Origin of the sequence: Thalassotalea castellviae (assembly GCF_031846185.1) — a bacterium.
Taxonomy (GTDB): domain Bacteria; phylum Pseudomonadota; class Gammaproteobacteria; order Enterobacterales; family Alteromonadaceae; genus Thalassotalea_H; species Thalassotalea_H castellviae.
Genome location: NZ_JAVRIF010000003.1, coordinates 400,478 through 418,676 on the forward strand (window position 1 = coordinate 400,478; position 18,199 = coordinate 418,676).

General features: G+C 36.0%; 17 protein-coding genes and 2 tRNA genes. 8 read left to right on the top strand and 11 right to left on the bottom strand.

Going from position 1 to position 18,199, the window contains the following annotated elements:
- From RM573_RS08135 to RM573_RS17515, 3 genes are all read left to right on the top strand, one after another.
- Entirely contained in the window at positions 1-810 is an 810-nt protein-coding gene (locus tag RM573_RS08135) for a thiazole synthase (RefSeq protein ID WP_311579937.1), read from the top strand.
- Positions 807-2,381 carry a thiamine phosphate synthase gene (gene thiE, locus RM573_RS08140; protein ID WP_311579940.1) on the top strand — a complete coding sequence of 525 codons (1,575 nt, stop codon included), beginning with the start codon at positions 807-809 and terminating at the stop codon, positions 2,379-2,381. Before RM573_RS08135 ends, thiE begins: the two co-directional genes overlap by 4 nt.
- Before the next feature lie 146 nt (positions 2,382-2,527).
- Entirely contained in the window at positions 2,528-2,746 is a 219-nt protein-coding gene (locus tag RM573_RS17515) for a tyrosine-type recombinase/integrase (RefSeq protein WP_432280229.1), read from the top strand.
- Positions 2,747-2,882: 136 nt separating this feature from the next.
- Here the strand turns inward: RM573_RS17515 and RM573_RS08145 are convergent, their stop codons facing one another.
- The 6 genes from RM573_RS08145 to mutY form a co-directional block, all read right to left on the bottom strand.
- Positions 2,883-3,962 (bottom strand): hypothetical protein, encoded by a 1,080-nt coding sequence (locus RM573_RS08145; RefSeq protein ID WP_311579943.1) that lies wholly within the window; start codon positions 3,960-3,962, stop codon positions 2,883-2,885.
- A 438-nt stretch (positions 3,963-4,400) separates the two neighbouring features.
- Positions 4,401-4,476: transfer RNA gene (locus RM573_RS08150), tRNA-Thr, on the bottom strand.
- Positions 4,477-4,572: 96 nt separating this feature from the next.
- A tRNA-Phe gene (locus RM573_RS08155) sits at positions 4,573-4,648 on the bottom strand.
- A gap of 176 nt (positions 4,649-4,824) precedes the next feature.
- Entirely contained in the window at positions 4,825-5,109 is a 285-nt protein-coding gene (locus tag RM573_RS08160) for a TMEM165/GDT1 family protein (protein WP_303453191.1), read from the bottom strand.
- Entirely contained in the window at positions 5,109-5,381 is a 273-nt protein-coding gene (locus RM573_RS08165) for an oxidative damage protection protein (protein ID WP_311579947.1), read from the bottom strand. Before RM573_RS08165 ends, RM573_RS08160 begins: the two co-directional genes overlap by 1 nt.
- Before the next feature lie 12 nt (positions 5,382-5,393).
- Positions 5,394-6,479 carry an A/G-specific adenine glycosylase gene (mutY, locus tag RM573_RS08170; RefSeq protein WP_311579950.1) on the bottom strand — a complete coding sequence of 362 codons (1,086 nt, stop codon included), beginning with the start codon at positions 6,477-6,479 and terminating at the stop codon, positions 5,394-5,396.
- A gap of 140 nt (positions 6,480-6,619) precedes the next feature.
- Here mutY and RM573_RS08175 point away from each other — a divergent pair, with 140 nt between their 5' ends.
- On the top strand, positions 6,620-6,958 hold the full coding sequence (locus RM573_RS08175; RefSeq protein WP_311579953.1) for a YggL family protein: 339 nt from the start codon (positions 6,620-6,622) through the stop codon (positions 6,956-6,958).
- A 103-nt stretch (positions 6,959-7,061) separates the two neighbouring features.
- On the opposite strand, the gene RM573_RS08180 is transcribed toward RM573_RS08175, so the two are convergent.
- Positions 7,062-7,739 (bottom strand): nucleoside-binding protein, encoded by a 678-nt coding sequence (locus RM573_RS08180; protein ID WP_311579956.1) that lies wholly within the window; start codon positions 7,737-7,739, stop codon positions 7,062-7,064.
- A gap of 18 nt (positions 7,740-7,757) precedes the next feature.
- Complete coding sequence (locus tag RM573_RS08185; protein ID WP_311579960.1) at positions 7,758-9,707, bottom strand: methyl-accepting chemotaxis protein; 1,950 nt, start codon at positions 9,705-9,707, stop codon at positions 7,758-7,760.
- Positions 9,708-9,916: 209 nt separating this feature from the next.
- Here RM573_RS08185 and trmB point away from each other — a divergent pair, with 209 nt between their 5' ends.
- Positions 9,917-10,642, top strand: a complete 726-nt coding sequence (gene trmB / locus RM573_RS08190) for a tRNA (guanosine(46)-N7)-methyltransferase TrmB (protein WP_311579963.1) — start codon at positions 9,917-9,919, stop codon at positions 10,640-10,642.
- 92 nt (positions 10,643-10,734) lie between these two features.
- Here the strand turns inward: trmB and RM573_RS08195 are convergent, their stop codons facing one another.
- The 3 genes from RM573_RS08195 to RM573_RS08205 form a co-directional block, all read right to left on the bottom strand.
- Positions 10,735-11,076 (bottom strand): hypothetical protein, encoded by a 342-nt coding sequence (locus RM573_RS08195; protein ID WP_311579967.1) that lies wholly within the window; start codon positions 11,074-11,076, stop codon positions 10,735-10,737.
- Positions 11,077-11,133: 57 nt separating this feature from the next.
- Positions 11,134-11,625 (bottom strand): methylated-DNA--[protein]-cysteine S-methyltransferase, encoded by a 492-nt coding sequence (locus tag RM573_RS08200; protein ID WP_311579970.1) that lies wholly within the window; start codon positions 11,623-11,625, stop codon positions 11,134-11,136.
- A gap of 61 nt (positions 11,626-11,686) precedes the next feature.
- Entirely contained in the window at positions 11,687-13,117 is a 1,431-nt protein-coding gene (locus RM573_RS08205) for a DNA-3-methyladenine glycosylase 2 family protein (protein WP_311579974.1), read from the bottom strand.
- 369 nt (positions 13,118-13,486) lie between these two features.
- On the opposite strand from RM573_RS08205, the gene RM573_RS08210 reads away from it, so the two are divergent.
- The 3 genes from RM573_RS08210 to RM573_RS08220 all read left to right on the top strand — a co-directional run bounded on the left by RM573_RS08210 (position 13,487) and on the right by RM573_RS08220 (position 18,199).
- Complete coding sequence (locus RM573_RS08210; RefSeq protein ID WP_311579977.1) at positions 13,487-16,123, top strand: TonB-dependent receptor; 2,637 nt, start codon at positions 13,487-13,489, stop codon at positions 16,121-16,123.
- Between the two features lie 191 nt (positions 16,124-16,314).
- Entirely contained in the window at positions 16,315-17,391 is a 1,077-nt protein-coding gene (locus RM573_RS08215) for an AraC family transcriptional regulator (RefSeq protein ID WP_311579980.1), read from the top strand.
- Between the two features lie 169 nt (positions 17,392-17,560).
- The gene (locus RM573_RS08220; RefSeq protein ID WP_311579983.1) at positions 17,561-18,199 is read left to right on the top strand and encodes a c-type cytochrome; all 639 of its coding nucleotides are present in this window, start codon (positions 17,561-17,563) and stop codon (positions 18,197-18,199) included.

Here is an 18,199-nt window from a genome sequence, read left to right on the forward strand (position 1 = left end):
ATGAATTTAACCATATACGGTGAGCAACTTAACAGCCGGCTTTTAATTGGCAGTGCGCTTTATCCGTCGCCAGATATTATGAAAAAGGCAATTTTAGCAAGTGGTGCTCAAGTGGTAACTTTGTCGCTAAAACGACAAAACCCTCAAGCGCAATCAGGGCAACAGATTTGGCAATATATTCAAGATATTGTAAAGCTAAATAATGGCTTTTTATTACCGAATACTGCTGGTTGTAAAACGGCTAAAGAGGCATTTACTTTGGCACAAATGAGCCGTGAATTATTCCAAACGTCTTGGTTAAAACTTGAAGTCATTGGTGATGACTATAATTTACAACCAGATCCGCTTGAACTATTAAAAGCCACTGAAATGCTGATAAATGATGGTTTTAACGTATTACCTTATTGCACTGACGATTTAGTCTTATGTCAGCGCCTGTATGATTTAGGCTGTGAAGTCATTATGCCTTGGGCATCACCTATAGGTACAGGAAAAGGGTTAATGAACCCATATAATCTGGCAACCATTCGTGCACGCTTACCTAAAGCAACATTAATTTTAGATGCCGGGATTGGCAAGCCCTCAGACGCTTGTTTAGCGATGGAAATGGGCTATGACGGTATCTTATTAAACAGTGCTGTTGCTCTGGCTGACGATCCTATTTTAATGGCTAAAGCATTTTCTGATGCACTTTTATCAGGCGAACAAGCCTTTCGAGCGGGCATAATGCAGCAAAGACAGACAGCCCAGCCCAGTACACCAACATTAGATACGCCTTTTTGGCAACAAAGTGAACCGGATCGAACATGAATAAAATAGAGACCAAACCTGTTGTCTGGACAATTGCTGGCAGCGATTGTTCAGGAGGAGCAGGAGTGCAAGCTGATATTAAAACTATGCATAACTTAGGAGTCGATGTTGGCTCAGTGATCACTGCGGTCACTGCTCAAAATCGTTTTGGTGTCGAAGCTATCAACCCACTGTCTGAAAAGGTTATTTTGTCGCAAATAATGGCCTTGGAACAAGTGCAACCGGCAACCGTAATTAAAATCGGTTTACTCGCCAATAATCAACTAGTTGAATTAGTTGTTGAGCAGATCAAACGCTTCAATAAAGAGTGGCCAAGCAAACCTTATATTATTTACGACCCCCTAGCTATTGCCTCTAACGGCTCAGACTTAACAGAAGATGATACTTTACCGACAATCAAAGCAAAGCTATTACCACTTGTTCATTTATTGACACCTAACGGTAAAGAAATGCAAAAAATTACTGGGGTGTTTGCATTTTCCTGGCAGTGTATGGTCGCTGCGGCGCAAAAGATTCTTTCGCTTGGTGTTAGTGCCACAATTATTAAAGGTGGCCATCTAGAAATAGCTAAAAATAAATGTATCGATTATGGTACAGACGGACAGCAAAGTTACTGGTTAAGTAGCAATAAAATATCAAGTCATAACACCCATGGTACAGGGTGTACTTTTGCCTCGGCCATTGCCGCTTTAATAGCACAAAACTACGCGCTAAAGGATGCATTTATCATCGCTAAAGCCTACCTTAATCAAGGATTAAAGGCGGTCGGAGAGAAAAAAAGTCATTTTGATGCAATATGGCAAGGTCAATGGCCAAGTTATATAAATGACTATCCTGAGGTATTGGTAAATGAATCTAGTTTGGCTCAAGCTATTGATTGGCATGAAAAAAAAACCTCAGAGAAGCCAAGACCATCAGCTACAAGCTTTGACTATGGGTTTGCAGCGCTCGATTCTAAGCAATTGGGATTATATCCTGTAGTGGACTCACTCGAATGGTTAGAACGGTTATTAAAATTAGGCATTAAACTGATTCAATACCGTAACAAAGCGCTTGTTGGAGAGGCATTAGAGCAATCAATCATGCAAGCAATTGCTTTAGGCAAACGATATAAAGCCATGTTGTTTATTAATGATTATTGGCATTTAGCGATAAAATATAACGCTTATGGCGTGCATTTAGGGCAGGAAGATATCCAAGCGGCTGATTTAAAAGCGATTAAACAAGCAGGTCTTCGTTTAGGTATAAGTAGTCACGGACATTACGAGTTAATTAAAGTCAAACAATATCAGCCTTCTTATCTTGCTATTGGCGCTATATTTCCGACAAAAACTAAGGATATGACTGGACAAATTCAAGGCGTACAAACATTATCTGACTTAGTAAAATTAACGCCTGATATTCCAACGGTTGCGATTGGTGGTATCACCTTAGCACGTGCTAAAACGGTGTTAAATACATCAGTAAACTCAATCGCCGTTGTTACTGCCATTACTGAAGCATTAGAGCCTGAGCTTGCCGTCAAAAAATTTCAACAAATGATCAAAGACAGAAATAATGAATATATTTAGAAAATTAAAGAAAAATAATGAAGCGGTATTGTGCATGTCGAATCGCTTGTATCAGAATTTGAAATCTAGAAATGATAAGAAGATACATCAAGTGGATATTCACCGATAATTCATGAAATAACCCACCTAAGCATTCAACCCTTGCAATTCGCCGTGTAATTGAAAATGCTGGTATTGAAGATTTTCGTTTACATGGTTTTTACCATACCTGTGCCAGTAGGTTAGTACAAAATGGTATGATGGTACAAGAAACTGCACATATTCTAGTGCTTTCTAATATAGCATCTACATTATGCTATGGACATCTGGAAAAGAATCAGGTGGCTGAGAAAATGAAAGCGGTAATTGATCAATTTAATGAGTAATAAAAAATTACTTTATTTTAAAGGGGGATTACCCTTGAGAACCACTGTTTTTCATTACAATCTCCTATTTAATATTAACAAAGGCATTTTAACATAAGAATTACCAACATCAAAACACCACTATATAATTATAGTCTTACTTTAGAAATAATACTTTTACCATATCTCTATTTACTCTTAGCTCTTGATAGTTTTTATTATTAAATTTACTAATTTCGTACTCTTTATCGGCTGAAGTTATTTCTTGATTAGCTAATTTTCTGTCACAACGCTTAACTTTAACCTTTAGAGGAACATCTTTAACAGCATTATTTATAATTAAATCATAGTTTTTCGTAAAAAAAGAAGTCTCAAGTTCTAATTCTTCTTTAATATCAATCCATAATTCGTAGATTATAATTACTGTTGCTGTTTCGTCATGGTCTAAATTAATAATATAATTTTTTTTAAAAGGTTTTTTTTGATCAAGGATAGTCACTTCAGAAATTCGCTCTTTCTTCTCTGATTTATCATACTTAATTTCAAATCGTGATATCTCACCCCACTCTGATTTATATTTTGATTCCCAAATACTATCATCTGTAAACAATCTAAAGTCACCAAACTCACCATCTATAGATATATTGTTATGCATGTTAATAACATCAAATTCAGAGTGAATCGATAGCTTTATGAAATCGTTATCAATTTTTTTTACTGTCACTTCTTTGGTTGCATTATGGGTAATACAAGAGTGTTCGTTAAACCTAACAATTAACTCTTTCATTAAAGCTGAGTTATGTTGGATTTCAGGGAAAAAAGTATTAATCTTATTCTCTATGTGCATATCTTTGGGGGCAATAGAAAATAGAGTTGTAATACTAATACCTACTAAAAAGAAAAAGAAAAAATCTTGAGAAGCGGAAGCATAAAAGGATTGATCGTATTGATTTATAGGATTCTTTGTTTGTTTGACATTAAATATATCCTGAATCCAAGAGTATTCAGTTAAATATATTCCATCTCTTATCCCCCAGATTAGTAAAAATGAACCATATATACAGAGAACCACTATAGCGGTGCTAGCTTTGTTAGATTGAATCCATAAAATTAATTTTAGAAACGAAAACTTGAAGTGTTTTTTAATTGATACATACGTATCTTTGCTATTTCGTCGGATTAATAGCGACACGAAGAGTAAAGAGAGTAAAAATATTCCTAGAAACCAAATTAACATACCACCTCCTTTTAATAGTTAACAGATAGTAATGTAAAAGAAGGTAAAAACCAACGGCTATTACTGGTGCAATACTCAGTTCGGATATTTACACCATCAATTAATTTACCCGAATAAATTACACCCGCAGTTATAGTGGGCTGTACTTCAACCCGTATACCCTAAGCAACGGATTAAATCCTTTTTTCACCGTAATAATCACCTGAAAAACAATAATATCTTGATGAATATACCCTAAAACCCAATTCGCCCTAATGGTGTTTGTTCAAAATAGGTTGGATATTGTGCCTATCAATAACACGAAATAAATAACTCGTTGACGTATACACCACGAGTTATGCAGGGTAGGTGAAATATTGGTGTGAGTGAAAATAGATTGAGAATTTAACCAAACGATAGATACAAAAAAGCCCTAACCGAAGTTAGGGCTTGAATGAATGGTGCCGACTGCCGGAGTCGAACTGGCGACCTACTGATTACAAGTCAGTTGCTCTACCAACTGAGCTAAGTCGGCACACAAAGCTTTGTGTGCGATAAACTATTCTTATGAATGATTTACCTTGGCACCGAACGAATGTTTGTTGAATAACAGAACACTTGTTCTAAATGATGGTGCCTCGACCCGGAATCGAACCAGGGACACGAGGATTTTCAATCCTCTGCTCTACCGACTGAGCTATCGAGGCACATTGATAATACTAAATACTATCTTTGTACATGTCTTTTTGGCTTTGCCTTGAAGACGGGCGCTATTAGACTGTTTTTCTTTTTCCCAGTCAACCCTTTTTTTTTAAAAACCGCTTGTTTGACGTTTTTTTCTACTGTTTGTTGCTTTATAAATCGAATTAAAGCTCAAACGTAATTATGCCGTATATAAAGTGTACAGGCCTATGACGATGAATCCAGCGCCTGCGATATAAGATAATACTTTCTCGTTAATATATTCGGATAGAAAAGTACCCACTAAAACACCCATGGCACTGGCAAGTACTAAAGCGGCGGAAGCAGCAAAAAAAACGGTCCATTTACTCACGGCTTTGTCAGCCGCAAATAGCATAGTTGCAAGCTGGGTTTTATCGCCAAGTTCAGCAATAAACACTGAGACGAATATGGTTAAAAATATTCGCCAATCGATTGAAAACTCCATTATTTTGACTCTGGTACGTAGCCTTCAATATTTGGTTCAATGTTATTAAATAAATAATCGACCATACTTTTCTCTAAAATAGCGCGATCATCTGGGTTCATCATGTTCATTTTATGTTCGTTAATTAACATGGTTTGTTTTTTTTGCCAGTCGGTCCAAGCTTCTTGACAAATATTGTCATAAATTCGTTTGCCTACCTCGCCAGGATAAAGTTGAAATCTTAAACCTTCGGCTTCTTTCTGTAATTTTTGGCAAAATACTGTGTGACTCATTTTTTGTTCCATTTAATAAATAGGTTGTTGCTGAACTTGTTCAATTAATTTACTGGTAGAAGCAGCTAATCCCACCGATGCTTCAGTGGTTAGATCATACCACTTTTGTTGTTTAACATCGTGTATTTCTTTCGATAATGATTGCTGGCAATCAACAAGTACCGGGGTAATATCTAAATGAAAGTGACTAAAGGTATGTCTAAAGCTTTCCAATAATGTTGTTTGGCTTATCGTTAATTGTTTGGTCGCGAGTAGTGGGGCAATTTCGCTGTGATCATCGACTTCAAAAAAACACCATAAACCTCCCCAAATCCCTGCAGGGGGTCTTTTTTCCATAAGAACTTTATTCTCAAGGCGAGCAATTACCATTATGGTTGATTTAACAGGCGTGGTCTTCTTTGGCTTTTTCTGTGGATAATTCGCTTGTACATTCCCGGCAAAGGCAAAACAATTTTTTTGGATTGGGCATTGCTCACATAAAGGTTTCGTTCGTGTACAAACCGTAGCACCAATGTCCATCATGGCTTGATTGTATTTCTCTACTCCTTTTACCGGCGTTAATTGTTCCGCAATAGGCCACAAGGCTTTTTCAAATTTACTTTGGCCGTTATAGCCATCAATAGTGTAAAAACGTGATAATACCCGTTTAACATTACCGTCTAATATCGGGTGATGTTTTTTTAATGCCAAACTTAAAATTGCACCGGCAGTTGAACGACCAATGCCGGCAAGTGCAATCACATCCTCAATGTTCTCTGGAAATTCACCTTGATATTTATCACGTATTATTTTTGCTGTTTTATGTAGGTTTCTTGCGCGTGCGTAATATCCGAGTCCTGTCCAATGATGCAGTACCGTGTCTTCATCAGCATTGGCTAAATCAATAATAGTAGGAAAGCTGGCCATAAATCGTTGGTAATAGGGAATAACGGTTGTTACTTGTGTTTGTTGTAACATTATTTCGGATATCCAAACCCGATAAGGCGTTTTATTTTGTTGCCATGGAAAATGCTTTCTTCCTTGTTTATCGTACCAAGAAAGGATTTGCTGGCTGAATTTTTCTGCTGATGCAGCAGATATTTGTGTGATTTGTGTCATAGTCGCGACAGTCTAGCGAAAAGCATTTATTGAAACAATCATTATCAATAGATGATAATTTGAGAAAGTATTGGCAAATTAGCCGTTTTATCACTATATTCTCGCCAAGTTAATGAATCCCTTTATTTATGAGAGCAATTATGAAATTTGAAGCAAAAAACAGAAGCCAACGTTTAAGAAAGAAACTTCGCGTAGATGAATTTCAAGAGTTAGGTTTTGATGTTGCGTGGAAGTTTGCTGACGATACAGATTCAGAGGCGATTGATACTTTTTTAAATCGTTTTTTTGATGAAGTGATTGATCCTAACGAGCTAGGTTTTGGTGGTGAAGGTGATTTAATTTGGCATGGTTTGATTTGCACGCAACAAATTGGCAAATGTACTGATGAACACAGAAATATCGTCGAAAAGTGGTTAAAGGACAATGGTGCTACTGCCGTTTCTGTAAGTGAGCTTTATGATGTTTGGTGGGCTCAATAGTAACCACTTTTTGCTCAGAAAAGACAAAAGCTAAGCAAATGAATACTTAGCTTTTGTTTTAAACGTTGATTTGATGCTTTTTAACAGTGAATTTAAATGATCACTAAAAGTGATATTTCAGCAGTAAGTTCATGTTTTTCTCATCAATATTATTTATACCGTATTTGTTGTGCCAATAAACATACTCAACCCCAACATAAACTTTGGTTTTAATGTTGAAGACATCAGCAATATTGTATTTTAATTGTGAAGTAAAGTTATAGCTGGTGGTGTTATCATCGTTTGACGGTACATAATCAAGAAAACCATCGTAAGTTAATCCTGCAATAGGTATTTGCCAAGTAACAGTTACTTGCTGTCCATTATCGCCAGAATCGTTATTTCTATGGTATAGATTCAAATTAAAATAAGTAAAATGAGGTATCTTTAAGTTTGTGCCAACTCCCATTAAATAATGGGTGAAACCATCACCAATTTCAGCGGTAGTGGCAAAGTAAATGTTTTTAAATAGGTCATTTTGATATTGGGAAAGCTGAAACCTAGGTGAAACTTCAGCATAGGTTTCTTTGTCTCCATTTGCAGATTGTAAACGATCAATAAATAAAAAACTGTCTCCCCAACTATATCCGCCCGCATGTTCAAAGGTAAATACAGTCCGGTTATTATCGCCTAATTGATAATTATCGCCTTTGAGTAAAGTCGCACTAATATCGCTCCACAGTGTTTCGGCTGAACTCGTTATTGAGGTAAGCAATATTAAGGCGGTAGTTAAATATTTCATAAGCGCTTTTTATCCTTCTTATTCAGTTTTAAACTGTGATACAAGATTTTCTAATTGTTGTTTTTGCTGGTTAAGCTCATTCATGATTGCGGCAGTATTGTCCGATAAGTTTGATATTTCAACAGCCATATCAGCGATTTTAGTGACATTTTGATTAAGCTCATTGATCACACTCGATTGCTCTTGAGTCGCTGTAGCTACTTGTACGTTCATGGTGGTGATTTCATTAATTTCTCCAACTACTTCACTGAGTACATCTTTAGCTTCGTTGGTTTTATTTAACCCTTCACTGGCAAGTTCAGTATTTTCTTCCATGGCGGTAACTGTTTCATTTGCCTGTGTTTGCAAGCGTTTTATCACATCATTTATTTCTTGAGTAGAGCTTTGTGTCCTTCCGGCAAGTGTTCTTACCTCATCAGCAACAACCGCAAAGCCTCTGCCTTGTTCACCCGCTCTTGCTGCTTCAATAGCCGCATTTAGGGCAAGTAAATTGGTTTGTTCTGAAATACTACTAATAGTATCTACAACTGAACTTATCATTTGTGTTTGTTCGGCTAAACTTACAATTTTTTCTTGTGTTATGCGGTTACTTTCTTGTAGCTGTTGCATAACATTACTTGAGTCATCAACTCGATGATTAGATGTATTGATTTGCTCTTCTGATTTTTCAGTTTTCGAAGCGGTACTTGTGGCAAGTTCACTAACTTCTTGAATACTATGACTCATTTCATTGGTAGCAGTAGCCACAGAATCTGACTCTATTTGTTGATCAGCCACTAAAGAATTGACTTTAGCTGCCATTGCACTCAGTTGTTCAAAGGATGCAGACATGACTTTTTCATTCTGTTTTATCTCAACCATTATCTCTTTTACTTTGCCGATAATAGCGTTAAAACCTTTTGCCAATAACGCTAATTCATCGTTACCTTTTTCCTCAAGCGTGTGAGTTAAATCCCCCCCTTTACCTGCCATGGCAAGTAAACGTTCACCGATATTTAAAATAGGTTTTGTAATACGGTTGGCTAGAATGACCATTAAGAAAATAAAAATGGCTACTATAACGGCATTTAATAGGGCGGTTTGTGCTAAGGCAGAATGAATTTTTGATAAAGGCTCTGCTTTGGGGAGCATGGCAACTATTTTCCAATTGAGCTCAGGTAAACCAACACTTGCAACATAAAAGTCTTCATCATTATAAGTTACATCGTCATAAACATAGCCAGAATTTGAGCTAAGTAATTTATTAGAAACTTGAGAAAAACCATTTAGTTGCGATAATTTTTGATTATTTAAAGAAGAAAGTTGCGGATGTATAAGCACGTTACCTTGATTATCGGTAACAAATACATAGCCCTGTTCACCTACTTTATTGCGTAAAATACTTTTACTGATTTCATCTACGGGGTAACCAAAACCGGCGATGGCAATGTCTTCTCCTTGATGTCTCACTCGATAATTAATAAATGCAGTTAACTTTGTGGTGCCTTTTTCAATATCAAAAGAAATTTCATACGGTTTATCGGTTTTTAAAAATTGATAGAACCAAGCATCATCTTGAGGTGTGACTTGTCGTGAAATTCCTGTTTGAGTGTAATAATTTTGGCTTATATTAGACACCCAATAGACGGTAAATGCGTTGTTTTCTTTTCTAAGATTCTCTAAATAATCAATGAGTTGACCTTGCCCATTTTCAGACTCTCCCGCCACAGCCCAATCTAATAAAAATTTATTCTGTGCGATGCCTTTAGATAATTCAATCGGGGTACTTAGCTGTTCTCTGATCCTAGATTCAACTTTAGCCAATTGATTAGGTAATAAATCTTGTTCAATATTATGCTGAAATACATTACTAAAAATAAAATTATTTAGCGCTAAACTAAATATCGATAAAGTGATTAGCGAAGTAGTGATTACGGCAATAAGGGTTTGTCTTATGGAGCGGTTAGTGAACCAATTGCTAATATTCATATAGATGATTTTCCAATGGCTAGGTTATTATTCTTTTTAATACATTAACTTTATCGTTAAAAAACCGATAAACTTTAGATATATCAATTTGTAGTATTGACTATGATTGAAGATTTATCGAATTACTTAAAGAAAAGTTGTAGTGCTAATTGAGTTTATCTTGTGAACGTTAGATAATACGCGCCCTTAATATTCTGTAGAAAACAATTATGACTGAAAGAACCCATAAAACTATCGAACAAGCCGAACAAGAAGGCAAATATATTCGTAAAGTACGTAGTTTTGTTAAACGAGAAGGGCGTTTAACTAATGCACAAGCCAGAGCTCTTGAATTACACTGGGATACCATGGGATTAGATCATAATAAAAAGGTTATTAACCCTAGTGTAGTCTTTAATAATGAAAATCCTGTGGTATTAGAAATTGGTTTTGGTATGGGGAAATCTTTAGTTGAAATGGCGAAAAACGCGCCAGAGTTAAACTTTATTGGCATTGAAGTACATAAACCTGGCGTGGGTGCTTGTATTGCTTTAGCTCAAGAAGAAGGCATTAAAAACTTAAGAGTTTATGAACACGATGCTATTGAGATTTTAGCGGATTGCATACCTGATGCCTCAATCACTACAGTGCAATTATTTTTTCCAGATCCTTGGCATAAAAAGAAACACCATAAACGTCGTATTGTTTCACCTGAATTTGTTGAAACTATTCGTCAAAAGCTAAAAATTGGTGGGGTGTTTCATATGGCTACAGACTGGGAAAATTATGCTGAGTGTATGCTTGAAGATATGCAAGCTTCAGCAGGTTATAAAAACTTGTCAGAAAACAATGATTATGTGCCTCGTCCAGATTCACGACCATTAACTAAGTTCGAAAACCGAGGTCAGCGTTTAGGACATGGTGTTTGGGATTTACAATTTCAGCGAATTGACTAACCTACAAAATAACCTTGAGTAATAAACTTTTCTGTAGATTATAAAAAATATCGACTATAAAAGGTGAATGTCATATATGCCATTCACCTTTTTTAATGGATGAATGATTGCTCTATATGAAATAAATGCTGACTATTGCGCGTATTTCCTGTTTCTATCAACCATTGCTTAGTAATAATTTCTTTTGATAAAGCAAATTGTAAAATTCTCACTTTATATCGGCACCAATAATCAATAGTCGCTTGAATATGGCAATCAGAGTTTGGAAATAATTCACTTCTGTTTTCGATTAACTCGTTTTTTAAATACTCGATAATTTTTGGTTTTAGTTCAGTTTCAATGAATTGTTTAAACTGCGTAAATTGTTTCGCCCGATATAATTGCCATGCCATCCAGAGCAGTAGCCCAACAGCTAAAATAACCAGAATTTCCAAAAGAACCCCTTAAATAAATTTTTCGGTGATGTTAAAAGAAATTCACCATAAAGGATATTAAATTTTAAATTGCGCATTTTCATGCATCAACAATTTAGCTTTTAACGCTAACCCACCAGCATAGCCTGTGAGTTTGCCATTACTACCGATTACTCGATGACAAGGAATGATTAACGCGATAGGATTAGCGCCGTTTGCCGTACCAACCGCGCGAACGGCCTTTTTGTTATTAATTTTTTCCGCAAGCCATGCATAGCTTTTAGTTTCGCCTTGTTTAATAGTGGTTAATGCTTGCCATACTTTTTGTTGAAATGGTGTGCCTTGAGGGGCAAGCGCAACATCAAAGCTTGATCTTTCTCCTGAAAAATACTCGTCTAATTGTTGGCGTACTTCGGTAAATAATGAATCATTGGTTGGGTGATCATCAGGAAGTTTAAGTGCTGCGGCCCCTGATTGAAAAGCAAGCGCCGTTAAACCACATTTATTCGCGCTTAAGGCAATATCACCGTAAGGCGAGGCGTAAATATTGTAATAAATTTCACTAGACATAGTTTTCCTTAAATAATCATTCATTGACTAATTGTTGCTTTACGCGTGTAGTGTGCGAGATTTAATGCGCAAGCGAGTGCCATAAATATATGCAGGCATATGCACGCCAAGGTCGCCATTGCTCTGCCAGTTGTAAAATCTCTTTATTACTGATTTTTTTCTCATTATTCGATAACGCTTTAATTACTCCAAGATCTGCACTCGGAAATGCATCAGGATCACTTAAACCTCGCATCGCAAGATAATTTACCGTCCAAGGACCTATTCCTTTAATTTCACATAACTGCTTTTCTAATCGTTCAAGCGATGGATAATTTTCAATTTTTTCATGATGCAACTCAAAAAATTCAACCCAACGCTGTAATGTGGCTATGCGAGTTTTTGTTAACCCTATTCCTTCATATTCAACGCCTAACAAGGCTTCAACAGATGGAAAAATTAAACGCGTTTCTGATGGTAACTCAGGAGATTGTTGACCATACTTTTCAGTAATACGTTTCGCTAGGGTGGTAGCTCCTTTTACTGAAATTTGCTGACCTAAAATCGCCCTAATTGAAAATTCAAAAATATCCCAGCAACCGGGTAATCTTAATCCTTGGTGCTGATTTATTATTTTTTTCAATAAAGGATGTTGAGAAAGTTGCTGGTGGATTAAGTCCATATCGGCGTCTAAATCAAACATTCGCCTGATTCGATTGATAACATTACTTAAGTAACTGTAATCCGACAATACTATTTTCATCGTTAATGCTGGTTTTTTAGGGTGGTGAGTAATTACTAACCATCCAGTGCACTTATCAATTGAAATACTACGTTGATAGCTATTACTTGTGACTTTTTCTAAACCCTTTATCTGTCTATTTTGGAAAAAAGTCAGCATGGTTGACCAATCAAATGGCGGACGATACGGTAAATTTATGGTTAAACATTCATTGTCTTTTATGATGTTTTTACTCTTTCGTAATAACTTAGGTGAGCATTGATACGCTTTTTTGATGGCTTCATTAAAACGCCTGACGCTATTAAAACCACTTGCAAAACATATGTCGCTTAAGCTTAATTTTGTCGTGGAAATTAATTTTCTGGCTAGTAATAATCTCTGTTGTTGAAAATATTCGCTAGGTGAAAGACCATAATACTGTTGAAATAGTCGTTGTAATTGCCTAGTGCTAATAGCGAATTTTGCTGAAATAGTCGTTAAATTGTCAGACTTATAATCAAAACTTTGAATAATTCTTTTTAATTTTATTGGTAAATTCTTCACCGCAGCCTGTTCTGGAAAGCAGCGCTTGCAAGGTGTAAATCCAGCATGTTGAGCTTGTTCTGCACTTAAATAGTATTGTACATTTTCTGGCTTAGGTGGCCGAGCAGGGCAAATAGGTCGACAAAATATACCTGTGGTGATCACTCCTGTAAAAAATTTACCATCAAATCTAGCATCTCTACTGAGTCTTGCGGTCTCGCAGGTTTTTACATCAAGTGAACGTTGCATTGGGTTTCTTTTTTTGCCTTTTAATAGTTATCTACCTTACCGGAGTTTTATAAATTTACTGGCGAAAATCAGACATCAATAACAAATTTAATAATGATTTTTTGAAAAAAAGATTAAAACCCTTAAAAAATAAATTAGTGTTTTTTTAAAGAGATAAAAACAAAAAGATAAAGTAAATCATCTGGATAATAAATATTTATACGCTATTTTTAAGAATAACTTAGTGAATTTCAAGATTTCGTCAGTGTTTTTAAACTTTTCGTAAGCTTTAATTAGAATGTATCAATATAGTATTTTATGTTAGTCAATAATTAAAAAAAAATTACGAATAAAAAATAATCAAATTTTAAAACGTTCGGGGAGAGCAAAATGTCGCAAGGCTACCAAAATAGAATTACCCATTTGCCACGCAAAAAAAGCAAAGTGGCTCAAGCAATCATTTCATCTTTACTTATTGCTCCACTCTTAGTTAATGCGGCTGAAGAAATCGCTGAAGAAGAAGTTGAGGTTATGACAGTAACTGCACAGAAGCGTGTGCAGAATATTATGAAAGTACCGGTAACTGTTGACAGTGTTTCAGAGGAGACTATTAAGCAGTCAGGCTCAGTAATGCTTGATGATATTGATAAATTCATTCCGGGTTTTGATTTTAGTGGTGGAGATGTTACCCAAGCTGGTGTAACGATGCGTGGCGTTTCAAGCCCTAATATTAGTGTTGGTGGAGATCCTTCAACGGCGACATTTTTTGATGGCGTTTATATGCCAAGAGCTGCGCAAAACGTTTTATTTTCAGATATGCAACGCGTTGAAGTGCTAAAAGGGCCTCAAGGTACGCTTTTTGGTAAAAATGCCGCAATGGGAGTGGTAAATATGATCCCAAATGCCCCTGAAGATGATACTTACGGTTTTATTAAAGGGACGTTCGGCTCTGATAGTATGCAACGCATTGAAGGGATGTTTAACTTTGCTATCTCCGATAGTGTTTATGTGCGTATGAATGGCTTATCAAATAAGCAAGATGGCTACATTAAAAATGTAGCTCAATCGCCACTTAACAGTAAAAATTCTGGTGATGGTGGCGAGAAAGGACATCAAGCGGCAAGAGTTGCTGTAAAATGGGATATTTCAAGTCGAACGAATGTTCAATTGTCTTATGATTGGGACAAGTTAGATCAAGCGCCTGGGGCTGCAATTGGTTTAAGTCCTTATGCTGAAAATCCAACGGATCCATTTGCCAATACTTTTGCTAACGACGTTGTTAACGGTGGCGAAAGTCGTGATATGACGGCAACAACGTTTAAATTAAATCATGAGTTTAATGATCAATGGTCGATGATGTTTATTTCTAGTTTTCGTGAATGGGAAACTAGTAACCGCATTGATGAAGACGGCACTGCAGAAGTGTCTCGTTATTTAGATACAGACAACCATGAAGATTCAAATATTTTCTATAACGAATTACAAGTAAATTACAATAGTGCAGATTTCAATTACGTAGGTGGTATTACTTACTCTAAAGAAGAAGTGCACCAAACAACATTTATTAATACCACCACAGATACGGCGGCACGTTTAGTTTCTGGGCAGTTAAATGATCAATTATCTGCAGGTGTTAGGCAAGAATTTGCGGGCGCAATTGGTGTTAACCCTGACGATGTGCCACAAGAAACGGTCGACTTTTTATTGAGTCAATATGGTTTACCACTAGAACATATGTGGGATCCAGAGCAATGGGCGGCTACATTAAATGTTATGGGCGCTGCTGGCGATATTATGGATTACCTTGCGTACATTGGTGTAGTACCACCAGGCACACCTCTTACAGCTGATATTGTGTCGTTAACCGGTGATGCTACATACGATATTGTGGCACAACAAATGGGTATTGCTGAAATATTTGGCCCAAGCTATGCCAATCAAATGTGGTCTGAAAATTTCATTAACAATGGTGAGTTTATTAGTTACGGGATTTATTCAGATTTTGATTTTCAATTGTCAGATAAATGGAACGTATTTTTTGGCCTTCGTTACTCAGAAGATGAAAAAGATTTTTCATGGCAAGTGTCCGAAACACAATTTGCGCAAGTTCGCCCTGGAGTTAGTAATATTTTATTCCCCGCTCGTGAACAATTGTGGCAGTCAAAAACATGGAATAAAACCACTGGTCGTTTAGGTGCTGGCTATATAATTAATGATGATCATATGATTTTTGCCTCGGTTGCAACTGGTTATAAAGCGGGGGGATTTGATTCACTTAATTCACCACATAGTGAAAGTGATGGTTCAATTATTATCGACCCAAATACTGGTGAAATTGTAGATGTTGCCTTTGCTCCAGAAGAGTCTGTTAACTATGAATTTGGTTATAAAGGGATAGTTTTTGAAGATATTATCACGACCTTTTCACTTTATCATAATGTCTTAGATGATAGACAAGTCAGTATTAACTCTAAGCCTCCTGGACAAAGCCAAGCATTGCCAACCATCGTAAACCAAGATATGACAATTGATGGCTTTGAACTTTCAATGAATTGGCAAATGACAGATACATTATCAACGGGTTTTGTGACTGAAGTACGCCAAATTGATTCTAGTACCGAAGCTTTCTATAACGATTCAGGTACTTTAATTGAAGAAGGCACTGAAGCGAATGATTCAAACACGTCATATACCTTAATGTTAGATTGGGAGCCAGATATTAGCACGGGTTATGCCGTTGTTCATGTTGATTATGTTTTTAGAGAAAATGCGCGAGGCTTAGAAATTGGAAATGACGAGTGGGTAAATGATATCCCCCATTATTTTGATGATACAAAACTACTAAATGCACGTATCTCATGGCTTAATGATGACGAAACCATTGAAATTGGCTTATGGGGTAAAAACCTATTAGATAATCGTTATACTGGATTTCCAGGTGGTCGTACAAAAGATATCTTAGGTACAGGATATACCAGTGTTAATAAAGGGATGGAAACCGGTATAGATATTAAATATTCATTTTAATAAAAGCCTTGAATGATTAAGCTAAAAAACCAACATTAAATGATGTTGGTTTTTTTGTTTAGCATAGTGTCAGCAAAGCGTTGTATCCGAAAAACAATTCGAACAGCAAAACAATCATTATTTTTAAACCAACATCATAAAATAAAGCGACTATTAATTTTTATTTTTTGTGTTTATTATGGTGTAAGTTTTTGACATCCGACCACAATTTTCTCATGGCTGAATTTTTCTCTCATATTGCTTTTGCACAAATGTTAATGTGTGCTTTGTTGTTATTTCCACTTCGAAAACAAAATTCTTCAATTACACTTTATATTTTATTGATGCTTTGTGGCTCAGGTTATTTATTAAGTGCGTTATTTTCACCGATAGAAAATGGGTCAATTCTTTGGTGGTTAGGTAGAACCGGTGGCAATGCATTACCGGGAGTGTTCTGGCTAGTTAGTTTAAGTGTTTTTGGCGATCATATTGTTTTGAAACGGTGGCAATATATTGTCGCTTCCTTAACTTTAGTTGTTCCGTTAACGGCAACATTAATTCAAATGATTTTTTCTGTCACCCTAAAAGATCATGAAGGATTGTATGGTTTGATCACCTATGGTGCGTTGTTATTAGAATTAGTTTTAATATCACATGCGTTAATTATATCTATCAAACATTGGCGTGGTGATTTAGTGCAAGAAAGGCGATATATCCGAGGAAGTGTCATTGCAGTATCGTCTTTATACATTATTTTAGTGATGATTCTGGAACAATTGCTCAAAATTGATTGGCCACCATTGGAAGTTATTTCGAGTTTATTACTGGCTATTTTGGTCACTGGAGTAAACTTCTTTTTATTTCAATTACGAGAATCAAGTTTATTTGAAGCTGTTGGCGATAATCCAACCAAAATAAAGTCAACACTACCTGAACAAAAAGCTTCTTTAGAATTAACTAAAATTATTGAATCGATGGAGAAGGACAAATTATATCAGCAAGACGGAATGACTATTTCTGGCTTAGCTAAACATTTAGCAATACATGAATACAAACTGCGTAACTTGATCAATGGTGAATTAAATTATCGTAACTTTAATGATTTTTTAAATTATTATCGCATCAAAGAAGTGACAGAGAGTTTAGTTTCACCTTCATTCAGTCATTTACCCGTGTTGACGTTAGCGTTAGAAAGTGGCTTTAGAAGCTTAAGTTCTTTTAATAAAGCCTTTAAAAACACTCATGGAATGACTCCAACTGAATTTAGAAAGCAGAATTTACCCGATTAAGGTTTTATAAAGTTAAGTCGTAATCTGTTGAAATATAATAATAAAATTATAAATCAACTAAATCGATTAGTTAATTTTTATAATTCGTCAGCTTTTTTTTAAAATTCGTCAGCAAATTATACTTGCTCACACTATAGTGAAACTATCTATAGTTTGATGAAGTGTATCTATGCTCAAAATTAATGTTGCTTTTAACTATAAATTTACCGGATTAATTATCGCGGGTTTGTTGTTTGTTTATTCTGCACATACTAATGCCAACGACGCTGTGCAAATGTATACACAGTGTGCAACGTGTCATGGCAATAAAGGTCAAGGCAATGAGTTATTAAAAGCACCTGTTCTTGCAGGGCAGTCAGCCGAGTATATTGCCAGACAATTAAACAATTTTAGTTCAGGTATACGAGGCTCTCATGAAAAAGATACCTTAGGTAAACAAATGCTTGCCTTTAGCCAGTCGTTAGATAAGGACAAAGATGTTCCTGTATTATCAAAGTATATCGAATCTTTACCTAGTATCAGTCAGCCTAAAGATACTGTTGGGGATTTAAAAAACGGTAGTCGATATTATCAAGCAAAATGTGGTGCTTGTCACAGTGGTAATGCGCAAGGTAACCCATCATTTAAAGCTCCAAAACTAGCAGGGCAAAGTGTTGATTATCTACGTCGGCAAATGCAAAATTTTGTCACTGGTATTCGAGGAACTCACGCTGAAGATAAGCTGGGTCGTCAAATGGCGATGATGGCAAAAACAACTTCAGGGCAAGAATTAGAAGACATTTTACATTTTATTGCGCAGCAAAAATAA